Annotated in this window: 18 protein-coding genes; 13 read left to right on the top strand and 5 right to left on the bottom strand. The window is 47.5% G+C overall.

The genetic code is table 11. The features are described from left to right. Positions 1 to 10: 10 nt before the first annotated feature. Together FJ023_05305 and FJ023_05300 are read right to left on the bottom strand one after the other, a co-directional pair. The gene (locus FJ023_05305; GenBank protein MBM4446754.1) at positions 11 to 1,126 is read right to left on the bottom strand and encodes an alpha/beta hydrolase; all 1,116 of its coding nucleotides are present in this window, start codon (positions 1,124 to 1,126) and stop codon (positions 11 to 13) included. Positions 1,127 to 1,156: 30 nt separating this feature from the next. Next, positions 1,157 to 2,071: an alpha/beta fold hydrolase gene (locus FJ023_05300; GenBank protein ID MBM4446753.1), complete on the bottom strand. Its 915-nt coding sequence runs from the start codon at positions 2,069 to 2,071 to the stop codon at positions 1,157 to 1,159. A 288-nt stretch (positions 2,072 to 2,359) separates the two neighbouring features. Here FJ023_05300 and FJ023_05295 point away from each other — a divergent pair, with 288 nt between their 5' ends. After that, positions 2,360 to 2,725, top strand: a complete 366-nt coding sequence (locus tag FJ023_05295) for a hypothetical protein (protein MBM4446752.1) — start codon at positions 2,360 to 2,362, stop codon at positions 2,723 to 2,725. Between the two features lie 275 nt (positions 2,726 to 3,000). After that, complete coding sequence (locus FJ023_05290; protein MBM4446751.1) at positions 3,001 to 3,978, top strand: TGS domain-containing protein; 978 nt, start codon at positions 3,001 to 3,003, stop codon at positions 3,976 to 3,978. Between the two features lie 2 nt (positions 3,979 to 3,980). On the opposite strand, the gene FJ023_05285 is transcribed toward FJ023_05290, so the two are convergent. Continuing rightward, positions 3,981 to 4,925: a hypothetical protein gene (locus FJ023_05285; GenBank protein MBM4446750.1), complete on the bottom strand. Its 945-nt coding sequence runs from the start codon at positions 4,923 to 4,925 to the stop codon at positions 3,981 to 3,983. On the opposite strand from FJ023_05285, the gene FJ023_05280 reads away from it, so the two are divergent. The 9 genes from FJ023_05280 to FJ023_05240 all read left to right on the top strand — a co-directional run bounded on the left by FJ023_05280 (position 4,920) and on the right by FJ023_05240 (position 13,616). Next, complete coding sequence (locus FJ023_05280; GenBank protein ID MBM4446749.1) at positions 4,920 to 5,870, top strand: hypothetical protein; 951 nt, start codon at positions 4,920 to 4,922, stop codon at positions 5,868 to 5,870. The two genes, FJ023_05285 and FJ023_05280, sit on opposite strands and share 6 nt — an antisense overlap. Before the next feature lie 23 nt (positions 5,871 to 5,893). Then, positions 5,894 to 6,688 (top strand): TatD family deoxyribonuclease, encoded by a 795-nt coding sequence (locus FJ023_05275; GenBank protein ID MBM4446748.1) that lies wholly within the window; start codon positions 5,894 to 5,896, stop codon positions 6,686 to 6,688. A gap of 3 nt (positions 6,689 to 6,691) precedes the next feature. Continuing rightward, positions 6,692 to 7,780, top strand: a complete 1,089-nt coding sequence (locus FJ023_05270; GenBank protein MBM4446747.1) for an NDP-sugar synthase — start codon at positions 6,692 to 6,694, stop codon at positions 7,778 to 7,780. 41 nt (positions 7,781 to 7,821) lie between these two features. After that, positions 7,822 to 8,166: a thioredoxin gene (trxA, locus tag FJ023_05265; GenBank protein ID MBM4446746.1), complete on the top strand. Its 345-nt coding sequence runs from the start codon at positions 7,822 to 7,824 to the stop codon at positions 8,164 to 8,166. Next, entirely contained in the window at positions 8,163 to 8,861 is a 699-nt protein-coding gene (locus FJ023_05260) for a cytochrome C biogenesis protein CcsB (protein ID MBM4446745.1), read from the top strand. Before trxA ends, FJ023_05260 begins: the two co-directional genes overlap by 4 nt. Positions 8,862 to 8,871: 10 nt before the next feature. Beyond that, positions 8,872 to 9,399, top strand: coding sequence for a TlpA family protein disulfide reductase (locus FJ023_05255; protein MBM4446744.1), 528 nt, complete (start codon positions 8,872 to 8,874; stop codon positions 9,397 to 9,399). Between the two features lie 217 nt (positions 9,400 to 9,616). Next, positions 9,617 to 11,272, top strand: a complete 1,656-nt coding sequence (locus FJ023_05250; GenBank protein MBM4446743.1) for a redoxin domain-containing protein — start codon at positions 9,617 to 9,619, stop codon at positions 11,270 to 11,272. A 219-nt stretch (positions 11,273 to 11,491) separates the two neighbouring features. Then, positions 11,492 to 12,523 carry a redoxin domain-containing protein gene (locus FJ023_05245; protein ID MBM4446742.1) on the top strand — a complete coding sequence of 344 codons (1,032 nt, stop codon included), beginning with the start codon at positions 11,492 to 11,494 and terminating at the stop codon, positions 12,521 to 12,523. A gap of 46 nt (positions 12,524 to 12,569) precedes the next feature. After that, entirely contained in the window at positions 12,570 to 13,616 is a 1,047-nt protein-coding gene (locus FJ023_05240; protein ID MBM4446741.1) for a potassium channel protein, read from the top strand. A gap of 62 nt (positions 13,617 to 13,678) precedes the next feature. Here the strand turns inward: FJ023_05240 and FJ023_05235 are convergent, their stop codons facing one another. Further along, positions 13,679 to 15,418, bottom strand: coding sequence for a sodium:proton exchanger (locus tag FJ023_05235; protein MBM4446740.1), 1,740 nt, complete (start codon positions 15,416 to 15,418; stop codon positions 13,679 to 13,681). 116 nt (positions 15,419 to 15,534) lie between these two features. On the opposite strand from FJ023_05235, the gene FJ023_05230 reads away from it, so the two are divergent. Next, the gene (locus tag FJ023_05230) at positions 15,535 to 16,590 is read left to right on the top strand and encodes a nitronate monooxygenase (GenBank protein MBM4446739.1); all 1,056 of its coding nucleotides are present in this window, start codon (positions 15,535 to 15,537) and stop codon (positions 16,588 to 16,590) included. A 43-nt stretch (positions 16,591 to 16,633) separates the two neighbouring features. Here FJ023_05230 and FJ023_05225 read toward each other — a convergent pair whose 3' ends face one another. Next, complete coding sequence (locus FJ023_05225) at positions 16,634 to 17,632, bottom strand: nitronate monooxygenase (protein ID MBM4446738.1); 999 nt, start codon at positions 17,630 to 17,632, stop codon at positions 16,634 to 16,636. Between the two features lie 182 nt (positions 17,633 to 17,814). On the opposite strand from FJ023_05225, the gene FJ023_05220 reads away from it, so the two are divergent. Then, positions 17,815 to 18,858, top strand: coding sequence for a nitronate monooxygenase (locus tag FJ023_05220; GenBank protein ID MBM4446737.1), 1,044 nt, complete (start codon positions 17,815 to 17,817; stop codon positions 18,856 to 18,858). Positions 18,859 to 19,111: the final 253 nt, after the last annotated feature.

The following is a 19,111-nucleotide window of genomic DNA, read 5'->3' as shown; positions in this document are numbered from 1 at the left end:
AAATATTCTGTTATCTCAACAAATGCTTCTTAAACCAATCAATAGAATAAGGAATCACTTCATCGAAGTAGTTGGCACAGCAGTGTTCACCATCAGGATACCACTTTAACTCCTTTTCCCCAATCGCCCAATTCATAATGTAATCGACCTGCTCTGTGGGATTAGGGACCACTATGTCCCTTCCCCCGTGAATGATAAGAAGCGGACGGTCCAGCGGTGGTGCCTTTTTAATGTCGATTTCTCCCCAATTATCTCTAGCTTCCTCCACGCTTTTGAAACCGGTGACATACAACAAATCCCTGGCCCAAATTGGAGTTACTCTTTTAGCCATTTCCGTTGTTATATAACCAACGCCACCATTTCCAATAGCACAAGAAATCCTCTTATCAAATGCCGCAGCACGAGGCGCCAGATAACCACCAAAACTAAAGCCAGACGTTCCTATCTTTTTAAGATTAATACCGTATTTGTTATTCTTCTCAAACCAGTCGATAATAGCGCTAACCGCCTTTTCATAGTCAGGAATCATCTTCATGTTCTTCCACATCTCTCCCTGCCCCGGCCCATCGAAGCTGAAGCAGTTAAAACCAGCCTCCGTCAGCAAGCTCCCCATATAGTGATTTTCAACTTCCTTTATATTGTCCAATCCGTTGATATAAATTATCAGCGGTCTGTTCGGCTGCCCTGCAAGCCTGAGGTAACCGGGAATTAAAATCCCCCGAAAAGGTATCTCTAATCTTATCGGTCTTTTGTCTTCATCGTATAACTCAACGGCTCTTCTATAACTCCGCCTGGCCTTCTCCTGAGCCTCTTCCTTCTGCTCAAGGTCTATAAAGTAGATATGCTGACCGATATGAAAACACCCCGCTGCCTCATGGAATAAGCATCTAGCGGTGTAAGTATTCCCATTTGACAGGGCGTCTTCAGCTAGCTTCAGTAGGCTCTCCCCTTCTTTCGACCATTCGCTACACCACATATAGAAATTCTTTATCCGTGACACTACTCCCCGAATCCGGGCTAAATCCACGCCACAAATCAGAAACCTGGTGTACCAATGCCTGTAAACCCTCTTCTCGTTAAGGATAAAGCGATAGATTACCCTTTCTTTAACCGACAGTTTTTCCATCGTGTTGCCTCCTGCCTTCACAATAGGTATCTAGTTGCTCAGGAAATCGAGTATGGCCTTACTAACTTCCTCCGGCTTTTCCAGCTCCGTGAAGTGGCCTGAATCCTCGATGATTTGAAACTCAACATTTGGAAAGACCTCTTCAATACCTTCATAGTACCACAATGGCTGGGCCGGGTCTTTCTCCCCTTGAAGCACCAGCACCGGGAATGTCATCTTGCTAAACCGCTCCAGCCGGACGTCCTCGTCTTCGAGCCTAAAGTCTCTAAAGTACCGAGGTACAGCTTCAGCAACCCCGGGGCGGCTGAACTCGAAGATAATGCCTTCCATGTCCTCATCGCTGATTTTCTGCACTGTTCGAGGTTCATAAACCATGGTAATAAAAGTTCTGGCTTGTGACATCATGCCTGTGGCCACATCCTGATTTTTGAACAGCTCGAACTGAGGATGCTTGGTCGGGTCAATCTTCAGCACTGGCGCTTCCATGCGGATATACTTGACGATTCGGTCGGGAATAGTGCTGGCGATACAGTCGCCTATCAACGTGCCCCAATCATGAGTTACCAGTGAGAACCTATCCAGCCCAATGGCATCAAATAGAGCAATCAGCTCGTTCGCCACCCCCTGGGCTGTATAGTCGCCATCGCTTTTATCGGACTGCCCGTACCCCTTCAAATCAACAGCTATAACGCGATATTTCTTACTAACCGTTTCGATTTGATAATGCCAGGAAAACCAGCTTTCCGGCAAGCCATGAAGAAAAACCACAGGCTCACCTTTGCCGGCTTCAACGTAGTGCCATTCAACCCCGCCAGCTTCCACAAACTTATGCTCAATCTTTACTCCTTCAGATGGTTGCTCAGGAGAAGGCACTTCCACCGGTTTAGCACAACCAGCTAATAACAAACAGGTCAAAATTAAAGCAATCAAAGAAATCCATTTCATTCTTGTTCCCTCCTCGTAGCTAACTAGAACCGGAGCCTGGCGCCAAGCGCATCACATTGTAGCAGAAGGGGCAATTCTTTTACTAACTACGGGGAGCCAAATTCTTCTCGCTTATTGTTACGCAGGCACAAGCCTTGCATAGTGCCATGAATAGCCAAATATCTTCTGTTAGGCAATGTGTTGGTATTATTACTTAAACACTTGCCATTTATTTATTCCTCAAGGTTCTCCAGTTTTAGTTGATTTCCTTTATCTAAACTACTATCATAATTCATATAGGAGGTTGGTATGAGTGAAGACGCCATTCTTAAATATATCGCTGCTAAAAAGGAATCTGATAAAGCAAAACAAGATGTTAAAGAAATGGTTGTAATAATGGAAAATGTGGCTAGGGCAATAAAAGATAACCCGTCCAAAGAAGACATTCTTAACATTCCTATTATTGTTGTTGAGGGCAAGAGACCCAGTAGGACGAAGGTGTTAAGTGCTTTACATGTATTTGATGCCGACAGGTGGTCAGATGCTAAGCAAATAGTTGAAAAATTAAACATTTTGAATGACACCCACTCTAATGCATGTAAATTATGGGAGCTTATTCCTCCGTCAGAGCGAAGTAATCTGGTGCCTCCTGGCAGAATTTCACCATTCGAATAGTTGGTACGACATCAATAATTGAAGTGCCGCCAGTAATATCTGACACTTCAACAGATATTACTGGAATTTTACCCGTCAATTCTTTAGCCAATGCTTCCATCATATCTAAAATTGCTATCTGATTGCGTAATATTATTTTCTGATATTCCCTAGTCTTGGCTAATTCATCCATAACTATAATCTCCTTTGCTTTGATTTAGAGTTTCACAACAAGCTCAACCTTAATCTCCCTAGGGGGATTATGCTAAAATTAAACTAAAACAGGTTGAGAGACTATGCCAGCGAACCTACCGCCACAATACTTTGACGCTGAAAAGCGCTACAGGCAGGCTAAGACTCCGGAGGATAAAATCGAGGCTCTGGAAGTCATGCTGGCCATCATGCCCAGGCACAAGGGCACCGACCATCTGTATGGCGACCTGAGACGAAGAATAGCCAAGCTCACCGAAGAAGCGGAGAGAAAGGCTGCCACCAGCAGAGCCAGCTTTTACATCAGGAAAGAAGGCGCCGGCCAGGTAGCCCTGGTCGGGCTGCCCAATGTGGGCAAGTCACAACTGCTGGCTGCTGTCACCGATGCCTTGCCCGAAATAGCCGATTATCCCTTCACCACCAAGACTCCTAATATAGGTATGATGAAATTCGAAAATATCCAAATCCAATTGGTTGACACACCGCCAGTGACAGGCAAGGACTCCCGCGTCTGGCTAAATAATATCGCCAGAAACGCCGACCTGATAGCTATAATCGTCGACCTTAACAACCGCCCAGTAGAACAGGCAGAGGCTACCCTTCAGGAGCTGGACAATATAGGCATAGTGCCGGCCACAAAAGAGACTACCGAGGCTACAATCGGCAAACGGCAAAGGAAAATACTTATCATAGGCAATAAGAATGACCTGGACAGCTCGGCTGCCAGTTGGAGCCGATTGAATTCGCGCTATAACGCCAAGTTCCCCATGATTTCAGTGTCCGGCACAGAGGGCAACAACCTGCAAGACCTCAAAAAGGGAATTTTCAAAGCCTTGGAAATTATACGCGTCCACACCAAAAGCCCGGGGCAGAAGCCAGACCTGACTGACCCGATAATATTGAAAAGAGGCAGCACAGTAAAAGAGGCCGCTGAAGACATTCACAAAGATTTCAAAGCCAAACTGAAGTACGCTGTCGTCTGGGGCTCGGGAAAATTCGATGGGCAGAGAGTCAGTCAAGGTCATGTCCTGCAAGATAACGACATAATCGAGCTACATGTCTAGAGTTATTTGCCGCGCCTCTTTCGAACCCAGACATCATACAGCACCTTCGCCAACTCTTCTATGTATATCCGATTTTCCAGCTTCATCTGCCACTTGTTCGGCACAGTGTCTACGCCCTGATAAGCCCCGGCTATGGCCCCGGTCATCGCCGCTATGGTATCAGTGTCCCCACCGAGGCTGACAGCAAACAGGATTGCCTCCTCGAAAGAGCCGAAGTGGGAAAGAAACGAATATATGGCTGTCGGCACCGAGTTAAAAGCTTCAACGCCATTACCCAGCTCAGCCACCACTCTAGCCCTATCCAGCTCACCCAGGAGCATCTCTACCTTAGCCAATTTTTGCTTGTACACCTCGTGCTTAACAAACTCACCTAGCTTAGCTAAAAACTCCCGCGTGTCAAGAGCTTCCGCTGTCTCCAGATTCACAGCCAAAGCCACTGCATAGGCCTGCAAAGCCGCCCCTTCCTCACCCAGTTCATGGCTATGTGTAATCTGGCTTGATTTGTAAGCCACCTCTTTCAGCATAGCTAAATCATCGTAATAAAAGACGCCTACAGGGGCAATCCTCATTGCCGAGCCATTACCATAAGAGCCGCCACGATACATCTTTTCAGCTGCCTTGTCCCAGGCTTCACCAGCCCTTATCATTCTGAATATTTGCGGCGGTCCTGGCCCATAGCCACGCCACGGCTCACGCTCATAATTTCGCGCAAAAGTATGTGCCATATGTTCACCATCAAAACCTTCTCTATACACCAGCGATTCAGTCATGCCTATCATCATTTGAGTATCATCAGTATAGGCTAGAAGCTCTTTCCTGGCAGTTGCAGCCTCAATCGCCTCAGGCTCAGCCATCCGCAAACCCTCAAAACCAGCGCCAACAGCATCCCCAACCGCGGTACCAACCAGAGAGCCTAAGAATTTTGCCCTTAGAATTTCCTCATCCATTCAGCCCACCACAACAGAACTCAAGACTTTCGTCACCAGTTATTATATACTAAAGGGCAATTAAATGAGACCGTGAATAGCAAGATAATCGAAAGAATAAATAAAATCAAAAGCGATAGGGTACACGGTGCCGGTTGGCTATCACGGCAAGCTATCAGCACTCTAAATTTTGCTGTAAACGCAAGCCAAGCTCGTACCATCACCGAATTTGTTGAAGAAGTACAAATGGTAGCCGCAGAACTTGTTAAAGCCAGACCTAGCATAACTCCTATAGCTAACTATACCAACGAGCTTCTGAATCAGATTATCACTAGGTCTCAGAGTGAAAAGGACCCAGTTTCTCTAAAGAATTTCGCCAAGATTAAGGGAAACGAGCTCATCAAATCATCGGTAAGAGCTTTTTCTAAAGCTGTAGAGTACGGCTGCGGAATAATCACCGACCTTGATACGGTGATAACCTGCAGCTATAGTTCGACAGTCTGCAAGGTCCTTGAGCTAGCCAGAAAGAGAGAGACAAGGTTCCGGGTTATCACCGCTGAATCTAAGTTTAGGGATAAAGCTTACGGGAAAATCACCGCCGAGCAACTAATGAAGCACCACATTCCAGTAGAAGTAATACGTGATGAAAATATACACCTCCGCATAGCCAAAGCAGACAAGGCATTAGTCGGTGCTGACAGCATAACAGCCGATGATTATCTTATTAACGGCACACCGACACTTACACTGGCTCAGGCGGCCAAGAAGAAAAAAATCCCGCTCTTCACTATCTGTGAAACCGCTAAGTTCGACACTTACGGTTACATAGCCAAAGCACCAGAGCTAGAGCCAGGCTTTGACAAGACTCCGCTCAACCTAGTAACCGGGATAATAACCGAAAAAGGCACCATGCAGCCGAGTATGGTCATTTCTTACATCGAGCAAATGGCACATCACAATATCTAAAATAGAAACCCGGGCTGACAAGAATGAAACAGGAAAACTTACTTGAAGTTATTGACACACATGCCCATCTCGATGAGCTGGAAAAACTTGAACCAGCGCTCAAAAAAGCCAAAGAGGCTGGCGTTATAGCCATTGTCGCTGTTGGCTCAAGTCACCAATCAAACCAGAAGGTGATGGAAATCAGCCTGAAGTATCCCACCCTTGTCTATCCGGCTCTCGGCCTACACCCCTGGGAACTAGGTAATTTAGATTCTCGACGAATCGACGCCACTCTAATATCCATTGAAGAAAGAGCCGCACACATCGTGGCAATAGGCGAAATAGGACTGGATTACGATAAAAGAGTAGTCAAAGTAGCCTCCAAAGAGCTACAGAAGGAAACCCTAAGACGTCTGTTAACTTTAGCCAAGGAATACAGAAAGCCGGTTATACTACACAGTCGCTATGCTTGGAAAGACAGTTTTGACTTGGTTAAAGAGACCGGTATTGAAAAAGCTGTTTTCCACTGGTTCACCGGATTTTCCAGCGTGCTGAAAGATATAATCGAAGCCGGCTACTTCATTTCAGCCACCCCAGCTGCGGAATACCACCAGGAGCACAGACGGGCTATCAAGGAAACACCGCCGGAAAAACTGCTTCTGGAGACAGACTGTCCGGTAACATACGGCAGAGAGACCAAGTATCGCTCTGAACCCGCAGACATCTTTAGAAGCCTGAAGGCTGTTGCCGCACTGAAGGGCATCAACGAGTCCGCCATGGCTCAGCAGACCACATATGACGCAACACAATTTTTCCACTTCGATTTACAGGCCAAATGAACTTTGCCAAGACAGGAGAAACGGAGTAAAATATTAGCGAAAATCACCGAGGAAAAAGCTAAAGGCTCAGTGAAAGCAGTCATTCTTGTTGGCGGTGAAGGCACCAGGCTGCGTCCACTCACCTACTCCACTGTGAAAGCTATGGTGCCAGTCCTGAATAAGCCGTTTATTGAATATGTCTTTCGTCACCTCAGCAATCACAAAATAAAAGAAATCATTCTAGCCTTAGGTCATAAGCCAGATTGCATTACAGACTATTTCGGTGATGCCCGCCAACTGGGTACGATGCTAGTTTACAGCGTCGAAACAGACCCAATGGGCACTGCTGGGGCTATCAAGAACGCCGAGCAGTACATAGACGACACTTTCTTCGTTATGAATGGAGATATCTTCACCGATATCAACTTGACCGACATGCTACGTTTCCATAAAAATAAAGGCGCCAAGGTAACCATCGCCCTGACGCCCGTAGAAGACCCCACTAGATTCGGCGTTGTTGAAACCGATAGTAATCAGCGGGTAACCCGCTTCGTCGAGAAACCAAAGCGTGAGCAGGTTACAAGCAACATGATAAATGCCGGCGTTTACATTATTGAAACTGAAATCCTAAAGCGTATCCCACAAGGCAAACGTTTTATGTTTGAACGCGATGTCTTCCCCGCACTCTTAGCTGACGGAGAGCCTGTTTCCGGCTACGCAACCGATGTCTACTGGATTGACGCTGGGACTCCAGAGCAGTATTTACAGTTGAACCACGATTTAATGTTCGGCAAAAGCGTCCAGGTTGCCTTCACGCCTGAGGAAATCCGGATAAACGAAAAGAGTTCCGTCCATCCCCAAGCCAAGTTGACCGGACCAATACTAGTTGATAGAGATTGCACCATTGGCAAGGGCGTTCAGCTCAAAGGGCCAGTGGTTATTGGCACAGATTGTACAATAAAGGATGGTGCTATAATAGAAAACTCAATTCTATGGCAAAATGTTACAATAGGAGAGCAAGCCATATTAAAAGATTGTATTGTAGCTAGCAATAGCTGCATTGATAATAATGCCTGCATCGAATGTGCTACCCTTGCACAGACAAAGGAGTAGCCTTAAAGTCATCCAAATAAAAAAATCAGGAGGCCGAGACCGTGTCACAAAACATAACGAATGTAGACCACGATAGCTTTCAAAAAGCTGTCTTAGATTCACAAAAGCCAGTGATGGTTGACTTCTGGGCACCCTGGTGTGGTCCGTGCCGTGCTGTTGCTCCCATCGTCGAGGAGTTAGCCAATGAATACAAGGGGAAAATAGAATTCGCCAAGGTTAACGTAGATGAAGCCCCATTTGTAGCCTCAAAGTACGGAGTTATGAGCATCCCGACTATTATGGTATTCCAAGGCGGAAAACCTGTACAGCATGCAATTGGCTACCAGCCCAAGGAGCAGCTAAAGAAACTGCTGGATGGCACGTTGGCGAAGCAGGACAGCAAATGACAGATATTTCCTACATCGTCGCTTTTACCGGCGGACTACTTTCCTTCTTCTCGCCATGCGTCTTACCCCTGGTACCAGCCTATCTAGCTAACCTGGCTGGCGTTACCGCCATCGACCCCAATACTAGGAAAAGCTACCTGCCAGCTTTGTTTCACAGCCTCAGCTTCGTGCTTGGCTTCTCCATAATCTTCATCGGCCTGGGTGCCTCAGTTGGTTTGATAGGTACAGCCATAACCGCCTATTCAACTCTACTCAGCCAGATAGCCGGCGGTCTGATTATCGCCTTTGGTGTATTCCTAATAGCCGCCTTCAAATTACCCTGGCTGAACTATGAAAAACGTCTAAACACGACAGTGGGTGGCAACCCCGGTTACCTACGCTCTATCGGCATCGGGGCTGCCTTCGCCTTAGGCTGGACGCCCTGCATCGGCCCGATACTAGGCGCCATCCTGACCTTAGCCTGGAGTTCTCAAACTGTTGCCGAAGGTGCCCTGTTGCTCACTATCTACTCCCTGGGTTTAGGTATTCCCTTCATCATTCTCGGTTTAGTCTGGGGAGCAATCATGCCGCTATGGAAGAGTATAAACCGTTATCTGGGGGTAATTTCCATAGTAAGTGGAGTACTGCTTATAATTGTTGGCATACTCATGCTTACCGGCAACCTGGCCTGGCTCGGTCAACTCGCACCGTCTTAGAACCCAGTCAATGAATGAAAGGAGCGCTAATCAAGTGAAACGAAAAACACCGATAATATTGGCGATCGTTGCCTTCATATCGCTAGCAATGATTAGCTGCGGTACCGATAATGTCCCCCAAATTGGTGACAAAGCTCCTGGTTTCACACTGGAAAGCATTGACGGCAAGAGCACAAGCCTGAGCGATTTTCAAGGCAAGATAGTACTAGTCGTGTTCGCCAGCGTCAACTGCAAGGAGTGTGAAGAGCAAATGCCATACCTAATTGAAGCATACCAGAAGGCAAATGGGGAGCTAATAGTATTGGACATCTACCACATGATTTACGATGCCAAAATAGTGCAAGGTTATATAACAAAGAAGCAGTTCACTACTTTCCCCGCTCTGCCTGACCCAAAAAACAAAGTTGCCACTGCCTATGGCGCTACACGCTTTCCACCAACAAACTTCCTCATAGATGCAGAGGGAATCATCAGATATAAAAAGATCGGACCTTTCCAGAGTCAGGAGGAAATAGAGGACATACTCAAATCTCTGTAGCCAGCTATGCGCAGCTTCTGAACCCGGCCATCTGTTCATCAAAATACTACTTTGAGAGTGTTTTTCAACGGTTGTTTTCAATGTAGTGACGAGGTTAAAGCCTCGCTGCTACATTAGTAAAAAATGTCCTAGTTTCGTTCTTGCCCAGGATGTATAATAAGGTCAGTTACAGAGACTTTAAGTCGGTGCACCGAAGCAATCAACGGATGGTACTCTAGTGCAGCAGCAAAGATTCTGCCCTAATTGTGGAACGCAAATCGAGTCTGGTCAGAAGCACTGCAGCAACTGTGGTGCGACATTCTGTCCCATCTGCAGCACGCTTATACCACAGGGAGGCACAAAATGCCCAAGATGCAATTACCTTCTGGGGTCGTCACCGCCTGGAATGGTAGAACATCGGCCACTAACACCACCTCCATCTCCCAGACCGTTTAGTGCATCACAAGGTGGCATAATAGGACCACAGCCTATACAACCGCCGTCATATCCTCCGACTCCATCAGCTCCGACACCAAGTGCCATACCTGGAACACCAATCCAACAACCCATGCCACCCCAGCAATATGGAACAGGTGGCCAACCACCGGGAGTCTCTGACTCACCCGGTGCTATGCCTTATGTGAGTGCACAAGAACCATCAGTAAGCACTCGAAAAACATTTGTGGACACCGCCCCAATACGAGTGAGGCGGTTCCCTCCAGCTCTAGTGGCTATCCTCATTATCGCCGTTATCGGCCTTCTAGGCTTCTCTGCCTTCGCAGCCGGCTGGCTTGAAAGTCCACTTAACGCCATTCAAGAATTCGCTGTTGGGATCCAGTGGCCAAACTGGTTGCCTATTGGCCCTAAAGATACCACACCACCTGCAATCTCAGAGGTTAATGTTTCAAATATAACCGAGACAAACGCCGTCATAACCTGGCAAACAGATGAGCCATCTACCAGCCAAGTAATGGTATGCGATCCAGAAGGTGGCTGCACCTGGACAGAGGTTGATGAAAATTTAGTTACTGACCACTCCGTAACTATAAGCAACCTCAAGCTCAGTACGACCTATCACTTCACTGCAACATCAACCGACGCCAAGGAGAATCAAGCGATCTCCGAAGGAGATTTCACGACTTTAGCGCAAGCCACTACAACTCCACCAGCAATTTCAGGAATCAAAGCATCCAACATCACTGACATAAGCGCCACCATAAGCTGGACGACTGACAAAGCTGCCACCAGCCAGGTGGAATACGGCACAACAAATGCCTACGGCTCAACCACAACACTCGACCAGCAATTAACCACTAGCCATAGCACCACATTAGCAGGGCTAATACCAAGCACCACATATCACTTCAAAGTCAAATCAAAAGACGCTAGCGGAACGGAAGCGGCATTTCAAGACCAGACTTTTACTACTCGTAGCACTGTGTCAGCCGCCGCCGAGGTGGGCCCCGAAGTGGGCAAGCGCGCTCCTGATTTCACCCTGCAGGATCTTGACGGAAAAGCAGTGAGCTTAAGTGAGTTCCGGGGGAAGACTGTGATGCTCAAGTTCTGGACAGACAGTCAAACCTCTCGAAATGAAATGCCCGTCATACAGGCATTCTATGAAAAATGGACGGGCGAAGAACTCATACTACTGGCCATCAACTGGAAACAACCTCCTGCACAGGTGCAAAGCTTTGTCGAAGACAAAGGATTAACATTCCCCGTACTGCTTGATCAAGAAGGAGAGGTAGCTTCCAAATACAAGGTGTCTCCCAGTTCCAATCCCTCCACTTTCTTCATTGATGCCCAAGGTATTATCAAGCTAAGACAAGATGTCCCCTTCAAAACAGACATGCAGATAGAAAGTAAACTCGAATCTCTTCAATCGTCACCGTAACACATACGCAGTCAGCGAGACCTACCAGATATCCTCTTTTCCCGCGACCTTTTCATCAACGCTGATGGTATTATTAAGGAAATAAAAGAAGGGCGCTTTATGAGTCCATGCGAAATAGAAGCCATACTCAAGTCCTCTAATTATGATTTGTCATAATGATTGAATCCAGCAGCTTTTTGCACCTTTAGCCCCCACCTGAACACCACCCAAGGCGAGAGAATGCATGAGTCCGATTTACCAGCCACAATTGCAATGGCTCCAGTCCGTCATATAAAATACCCTAGAACACAAGAGGAGATTCACGTGAAGAGACATAAATGGCATCTGATTCTAGTCACGGGATTAGCACTTCTTCTGATAGGGTCGGTTGTGTCCTGTGCCAGATCTGATAAAGTACCTTATGCCCCTGACTTCACCTTGAAATCTGTTAATGGTGACACTGTAAGCCTAAGTGACTTTCGCGGTAAGCCGGTAATGCTCACCTTCTGGAAGATTGATTGCCCGGCCTGTGAGTTCCAAATGCCTCATATGCAAGCACTCTACGCCGAGTATCAAACCGAAGAGATAGCGATGTTAACCGTCAATGTGGGTGACAGAGCCACACGTATTCAGGAGTTCATCGAAAGTCACGGACTTACTCTCCCCGTACTGCTCGACGGCAAAGGAAGAGTTGCCAAAACCTACGGGCTCCCTGGTGTCCCGATGACCTTCCTGATTGATTCTGAGGGCATCGTGAAAGCATACCAGATTGGCTCCTTCAAGAGCCGAGAGGCAATAGAAAGCGCACTCGCACAGGTGTTCCCATCCCTAACACTGACTCCCAAAGTTGAAGCGGGGCCCGAAATCGGCAAGCTCGCCCCTGATTTCACCCTGCAAACCCTCGATGGTCGAAGCATTACCCTAAGCAACTTCCGAGGTAAAACTGTGTTGTTAAATTTATGGGTGAGTTCATGCGCTGCCTGTGTCGATGAAATGCCTTACTTCCAAATAGTGTTTGATGAGCAAACGAACGAGGGGCTAATTATACTCGCTATAAATTGCGGGGAAAGCAGCCAGACTGTGCAAAGTATAGTCGATGGTCTGCGACTTACATTCCCTATGCTGCTTGACACAGATGGTAAGATATGCGCGGAGTACAAGCGCGGTGCCCCCACAACCTTTCTCATTGATGGCAACGGCATCATCAGAGCTATAAAGGATAATGCATCCGAGAGTTCCGAAGAGATAGAGGGTATGCTCGATTCCCTGTAATAAAACTCTATAAATTGCTCTTTTCATTCTCTATATACGCATTAAGATGAAATTATCAAATCCCCTACAGAATCTAGCCGGAGGCATAGGCCTGCTGTTACTCGTCATATTCGCTGGCACCATCGGCTACAGGACTATTGAAGGCTGGTCTTTCATGGATTCCCTGTATATGACCATAACAACCATAACCACTGTGGGTTATACCGAAGTCCACCCACTGTCAACAGCCGGTCGAATCTTCAGCATTATCCTCATTCTAACTGGTGTTGGCACTGCCTTTTATATCCTAACCACCCTGGTGCAATACATGCTCGAGGGAGAATTCGGAATCAGAATAGGGAGGCGACGTATGGAAGCCAAAATCAGAAGACTGAATAACCACTTCATCCTTTGCGGTTATGGGCGAGTTGGGCAAGCAATTGCCAATATACTCAAACAACAAGAAGCTAAATTTGTAGTTATCGAACGAGACAGGGAGGCCGTCAACAGGGCACAGCAAGCAGGCTATCTAACCATTCACGGTGATGCCACTAAGGATGAATCGCTGAGACAGGCAAGGATAGACAGTGCCAGAGGTATAATTATAGCCCTGGGCGATGACGCCGATATTATTTATACCACCCTTGCTGCCCAAGAACTAAATGCTACGTTACCCATAGTCGCCCGAGCTAATAATGAAGATGCCGAGAGAAAATTGCAGCAAGCCGGTGCCCACCGTGTGGTAGCTCCAGAAATCATCGGCGGAGCACGAATGGCCAGGCTAGCCTTACGCCCACAAGCCGTAGAATTTATCGAGACAGTCTTATTCGGCCGAGAGAAACAACTGCTTGTAGAAGAGATAGAAACGGGGGAAGAATCGCCATTAGTTGGCTCTACAATAAAAGAAATAGAGGAGCGCTTCCCAGGAGTAAGAATTTTAGCTCTGAAAAAGAGGGACGGGGCATTAGTTCCTAACCCGAGTCCGAATACAACTGTCACGCAGGCCAGTAGCCTGACTGCCTTTGGCACTATCGAGCAATTGCGAGCCATAGAGGGATGTTGCCAGCCAAGCAAAGTCGCAACAAAATCTGGCAGTAAGACGCGAACTGGCTAGAAAAAAAGCCTCTTCCCGCACCTTTGTAAAGAGCGACCGAAGTACGCACGGATTCCCACTGGTCATCCCTCCTCACGCACCCTGGATTCAATTTCCTCTTCGCGATGTCTCAATTTGCTTATTGTTTGTTGAATCCCGGCTTTACTCCAGCCAATACGGGACAGAGTGCGGCGCACGAATTCAAAACTAGCTTCATATTCCGGGCTTACCAAATCCGAAACCCCCAAACTCTCAAGCACTTCTGATTCTCTCTTCCTATGTACACGAGCAACCACTTCAAGTTTAGGATTAATCCTCAGGGCATTTTTTACCGTAGCCACCACTACTAAAGGGTCAGGATATGTAACGACCATAACTTTAGCTTTATCCAGTCCAGCCAAAGCAAGTACGTGAACATTGCTAGCGTCCCCATAGATAGAGGCCTCGTCTCTACGATGTAACTCAGAAATAAGCTCGGGGTCCATTTCAATCACCAGATAGGGTATTTCGAGTTCATTCAAACTCTGAGCAATATTTCGTCCCACGCGACCATACCCACATATCACTACCTTCGTAAAAGGCCGCTTCGATTCTGCCCCAGCTGCAGGAAGAACATCACCAGCCAACAATTCCCCTGGGTCTGGAGTTCTAGCCAATTTGCGATATAGTACCGAAACGAAACCGATTAGCAATGGGGTAAGCAACATAGTAATAATAGTGCTGGCTATAACTACCGAATAGAAGTAGTCAGATATTATCCCCGAACTTATTCCAGCCCGAGCTAGAATAAAGCTGAATTCCCCAATCTGAACCAGACCAATACCAACAAACAAAGCCGTCCGCCCACCGTAGCCAAAGAGCCTGGCGATGCTAAAACAGATTGCAAATTTAAGAGCAATTATAAGTACCACAGTTAACACCACTGCAGACCAATGCTCCACCACAAACTTGGGACTGAGGAGCATACCAAGGGACACAAAGAAAAGGGTAGCGAACACATCCCGCAAAGGGGTAACCTCAGCCAAAGCCTGGTGAGCGAATCTAGATTGTTTAAGTAGCAAGCCGACGACAAAGGCACCAAAGGCGATAGACAACCCGAAAATGTAGGTTCCAAAAGCTGTTCCGAAACACAGAATGAGAACAGTTAGCAAGAAAAGTTCGCGAGACCTTATACCTGCCACCGTCCCCAACAACCAGGGAAGCACCCAAATTCCCAAAATAACAGCTACCCCCAAGAAAAGAACTGCCTTGCCAAGAGCAATTGCGAGGCTAGACAATAAGACTTGTGGCGTGGCACCAAATACAGGCACCACGACCATCATAAATACAACACTTAAATCCTGAACAATGAGAATTGCTACCATAATTCGCCCATGTACTGAATCTAATTCACCCCGCTCCATGAGTATTTTGAGGCAAACCATGGTGCTGCTCAGCGAGATAAGAAGACCAAAGAAAGCAGCATCTGATACAGTCCACTGGAATAGGAGCTTCCCAGCCACCAGACCAAGAGCAAAGGTGGCTAAAATCTGGGCTATACCACCCCAAATACCGACCTTGCCTACCTCTCGCAGCTGACTATAGGATATCTCCAACCCTACTGCAAACATCAGCAAAGCCACGCCTATGGTAGCTAGAGTCTCAATCAACTCCACGTCTCTAACTATCCCGAAACCATAAGGGCCAATAGCAATGCCCACGAGTAGATAGCCCAAGATTACTGGCTGCCTCAGCCGATGAGCTACCATGCCACCGACCAAAGCCGCCGCTAAGACAATAGCAACGTTGACAATAGGGTCGAATCCTGTCATAATCGCTTGCATCCCACTGATTCAAATCCAATTCTAACACATGAGGCAAATTAGCCAAAATCTGCAACTGATAAGCTCCAGAGACCCCCAAGCCTTATTAAACTAAACAACAAAAGGAGGAGACCACGATGTTTAAGACACGCATGACTGAGCTATTTGGAATAAAGCACCCCATCATGCTTGCAGGCATGAACTGGATTACTGAGCCTGAGCTGGTAGCCGCCGTCTGTAATGCCGGTGGTCTAGGTATTTTTGCTACCGCCGCCTCCACTCCCGACGAGACGCGAAAAAACATAAAACAGATTAGAAAACTTACCGATAAGCCATTTGGTGTAAACCAAATCCTGATAGGTCCCGGGGCTAAGGAAAACATACAGGTAGCCATAGAGGAAAAGGTGCCCGTGATAAACTACTCCCTGGGAAAGCCCTGGTTCATCGAGCAAGTCCACAGCTATGGGGGCAAGGTTTTAGGGACAACAGCAATTGCCAGGCATGCAGTCCGAGCAGCAGAATTAGGTTGTGACGCCGTTGTAATCACCGGCCAAGAGGCAGCAGCTCATGGAGCTAATGCTACCTCAATGGTGTTAATACCTCTTGTCTCCAGCCACATAAAAGTCCCCCTTATAGCAGCCGGCGGTTTTTACAACGGCAGGGGGCTTGCAGCAGCTTTAGCATTAGGGGCTGACGGTATATCCATGGGCACCAGGTTCATGCTCTCTAAAGAGAGCCGAGTCCATGATAATTTTAAGAAGCTCTGCCTGCAGGCTACTGAACAGGACACACTATATAGCGACCATTTCGATGGCATGCCTGGAAGAGCACTAAAAACCAAAACAACTGAAGCAATGATGAAAAGCGGGTTCCCTCTAATGGAAGCACTTAAGGGGGCTAGCGAAGTAAAACAATTGCTTGGACTTTCATTCTGGCAATTCATGGGGCTCAGCTTCCAAATGATGCGAGCCGAAGAAGGGTCACCACTTTGGGTGCAAGCCCGTCAAGCTGCCGGTGCCAGAAGACATATGAAGGCAATATACGAGGGTGATGAAAAGGAAGGGATTTTGTTTGCTGGAGAATGTTGTGGTGGTATCGGCGACTTGCCCAGTGTTAAGGAGATTATCGACCGCGTAATAGCCGAGGCTGAAGAGACGCTAGAAACAACAAGAAAGAAGCTGGTGAAATCATAGAAATGCTACATTCTAAAAAGAAGGGGCATAAATTTAGGGGATTCTAACTATGTGCCCCTCCAAGTCGCCGCTGTATATTAGCCAGCAATGTCTCAGCGTCCCGCACCATTTTCTCCAGCAATTCCTGGCAACTAACAACTTCTTTGATTAGACCTATGGATTGGCCCACAGCAAACGGAGCCCCGTCCACATCGCCATTGTTCCAAGCCTTCTCGGAGCGCTCACCGGATATCAGGGGTATTATTTCTTCCAGCCCCCCACGCCGCCCCTCTACCTCAAGCACCTTATAGACCAGCTCATTCTTCAGGGCTCGCATCTGCAAATCAATTGTCCCACATATGAGAGTAGTATCATTCTCCTGGCGGCGGATGAGTTCTTCTTTTATCTTGGGATGCGCCGAACATTCGGTTGTAGCCATAAACCGTGAAGCCATCATGACGCCTTCCGCTCCAAGAACCAGGGCGGCAGCCAAGCTTCTGCCATCAGCAATGCCCCCAGCAGTAATAACTGGTATCTTAACCGACTCAGAAATCCGCGGCGTGAGCAGCATTGTGGTCACATCATCATTCAAAGGGTGTCCCCCCTCCTCAAAACCGGCTGCGATGACAGCATCGTAGCCAGCTTCCTCAGCATGCCTGGCATGCCTCACCGAACCGAGTTTATGTATCAATTTGACGCCTGCTTTCTTCGCCCGGTTAACAGCATCCACGCCCAGGTACCTATCCAAAGGTGCACCTGAGATTTCAATAGCAGCCACTTTTTCTTCACAACAGACCCGAAAATACTCCTGGTGCATCTCTTTTGTAATCCGCACCGATGGCATAAACGTAATGTTCACGCAGAAGGGCTTGTTCGTCAACCGCCGGGTCTCATCAATGGCTTTATGTAGCGCATTACCAGATTCATAGTTGCCAGACGTTAAATTCCCAAGTCCGCCAGCGTTCGAAATCGCGGCACAGAGCTCAGGCTTAGCCAGCCACATCATACCACCACACATCACAGGGTGCTTACTACCGAAGAGTTCCGTCATTCTAGTTTTCACGGTTTGCCTCCTCTAGATGCGAAAGATACTTATCCCTATTTAGGATGTAATTATAACCCAGTGAGAGCAGCGGGACAATAGAGTATTGTGCGGCATTGCCGTTGATTCTACCTCTTTGCCTCTGCTATACTTCCTACGGTCGTTTGCCAAGTGACCACACTTATGATAAAGGAGGACTCTCAATGAAAACAAGGATGACTGAGGTATTCGGAATAAAGCATCCCATTATGCTGGCTGGAATGGCTTTCGTGAGCTTACCCAAGCTTGTAGCTGCCGTCTGCAATGCTGGGGGCTTGGGTATGTTCAATAGCGTTGCCAACACACCTGACCAGATGAAAGATATTATCAAAGAGATTAAGTCGCTCACCGATAAACCATTCGGCATAAATGTTACGCTGCTGTTCCCCAACGCCAGGGAGAACGCAGAAGTAGCCATGGAAGAAAAGGTGCCGATTCTGAACTATGCGCTGGGGAAAGGTGATTGGCTAATCAAAGCGGTGCACGAGTACGGCGGTAAGGTTATAGCCACTGTAGCCACAGAGCGACATGCACGCCGGGCAGAGCTGGACGGGGCCGACGCTCTTGCCGTCACCGGTTTGGATGCCGCAGCACATGGCGGTGAGCCCACCACGTTGGTGCTAGTACCATTACTAGCTGGCAAGGTAAACATACCTATTATAGCCGCTGGTGGTTTTTGTGATGGTAAGGGGCTTGCAGCAGCTTTGGCCCTGGGGGCTGACGGCATATCTATGGGCACCAGGTTCATGCTTACACAGGAGAGCCCGGTACATACAAGAATCAAAGAGATCGGACTCAACGCTACTGCCGAGGATACCTTTCGCTCAGATAAAATCGATGGCCTGCCCGGCAGATTCTGGGCAAGTAAAGGAGCTTTAGAGATGGCACAAGGAAATGTGTCACTAGCACAGGCTGCATCCAGCGCGTGGCAGATAAAGAAAATGCTGAATGTTCCATTCTTTAAGCTCTTCCTGAGTGGGCTAAGACAACAAAAGGGAGTTCAGGATTTAGCTCGCCAAGCGGTCGGAATCGACTTTCTCAGGCAGCACCTCTACGAGCCCGCCGATGATATAAACTCTGTTATTCTGCCCCTGGGACAGGTCACTGGCAGGATAAACGATATACCCACTTGCCAGGATGTAATTGAAAAAACAGTCGCCGAAGCCGAATGGATAATAAAAAGACTGAGGGAAAAAGTCACTTCCTAAGACCAAAAACTAACTGAATGACGTAAGCGCCAAACAAATGGCAACGGGAGGCTGTTCATTAAGTCACGTCCAGCAATGAATTCTAACCAGAGTTTGTGTTTTCCTGTAGCGTTCTTCGAGTCCTACAATAACAGCTAGCAAATGTTTCCTCTTTGCCTTGCGAGCTTAGCGCTGTGTGCAGTCTCCTTTCTGCATCCTTGGCTCTAGTCGCGGCCGAATCGGTAGGCACGTACGCGTGATTCTCACTGTAAAA

This window comes from Chloroflexota bacterium, from assembly GCA_016875875.1.
Lineage (GTDB): Bacteria > Chloroflexota > Dehalococcoidia > GIF9 > UBA5629 > 9FT-COMBO-48-23.
This window is presented reverse-complemented; position numbering and strand designations above follow the sequence as displayed.

Bases quoted from the DNA above. Each gene is read 5' to 3' on its own strand.
- FJ023_05305 (MBM4446754.1), bottom strand. From the start codon at position 1,126: ATGGAAAAACTGTCGGTTAAAGAAAGGGTAATCTATCGCTTTATCCTT.
- FJ023_05300 (MBM4446753.1), bottom strand. From the start codon at position 2,071: ATGAAATGGATTTCTTTGATTGCTTTAATTTTGACCTGTTTGTTATTA.
- FJ023_05295 (MBM4446752.1), top strand. From the start codon at position 2,360: ATGAGTGAAGACGCCATTCTTAAATATATCGCTGCTAAAAAGGAATCT.
- FJ023_05290 (MBM4446751.1), top strand. From the start codon at position 3,001: ATGCCAGCGAACCTACCGCCACAATACTTTGACGCTGAAAAGCGCTAC.
- FJ023_05285 (MBM4446750.1), bottom strand. From the start codon at position 4,925: ATGGATGAGGAAATTCTAAGGGCAAAATTCTTAGGCTCTCTGGTTGGT.
- FJ023_05275 (MBM4446748.1), top strand. From the start codon at position 5,894: ATGAAACAGGAAAACTTACTTGAAGTTATTGACACACATGCCCATCTC.
- FJ023_05260 (MBM4446745.1), top strand. From the start codon at position 8,163: ATGACAGATATTTCCTACATCGTCGCTTTTACCGGCGGACTACTTTCC.
- FJ023_05255 (MBM4446744.1), top strand. From the start codon at position 8,872: ATGAATGAAAGGAGCGCTAATCAAGTGAAACGAAAAACACCGATAATA.
- FJ023_05245 (MBM4446742.1), top strand. From the start codon at position 11,492: ATGCATGAGTCCGATTTACCAGCCACAATTGCAATGGCTCCAGTCCGT.
- FJ023_05240 (MBM4446741.1), top strand. From the start codon at position 12,570: ATGAAATTATCAAATCCCCTACAGAATCTAGCCGGAGGCATAGGCCTG.
- FJ023_05235 (MBM4446740.1), bottom strand. From the start codon at position 15,418: ATGCAAGCGATTATGACAGGATTCGACCCTATTGTCAACGTTGCTATT.
- FJ023_05230 (MBM4446739.1), top strand. From the start codon at position 15,535: ATGTTTAAGACACGCATGACTGAGCTATTTGGAATAAAGCACCCCATC.
- FJ023_05220 (MBM4446737.1), top strand. From the start codon at position 17,815: ATGAAAACAAGGATGACTGAGGTATTCGGAATAAAGCATCCCATTATG.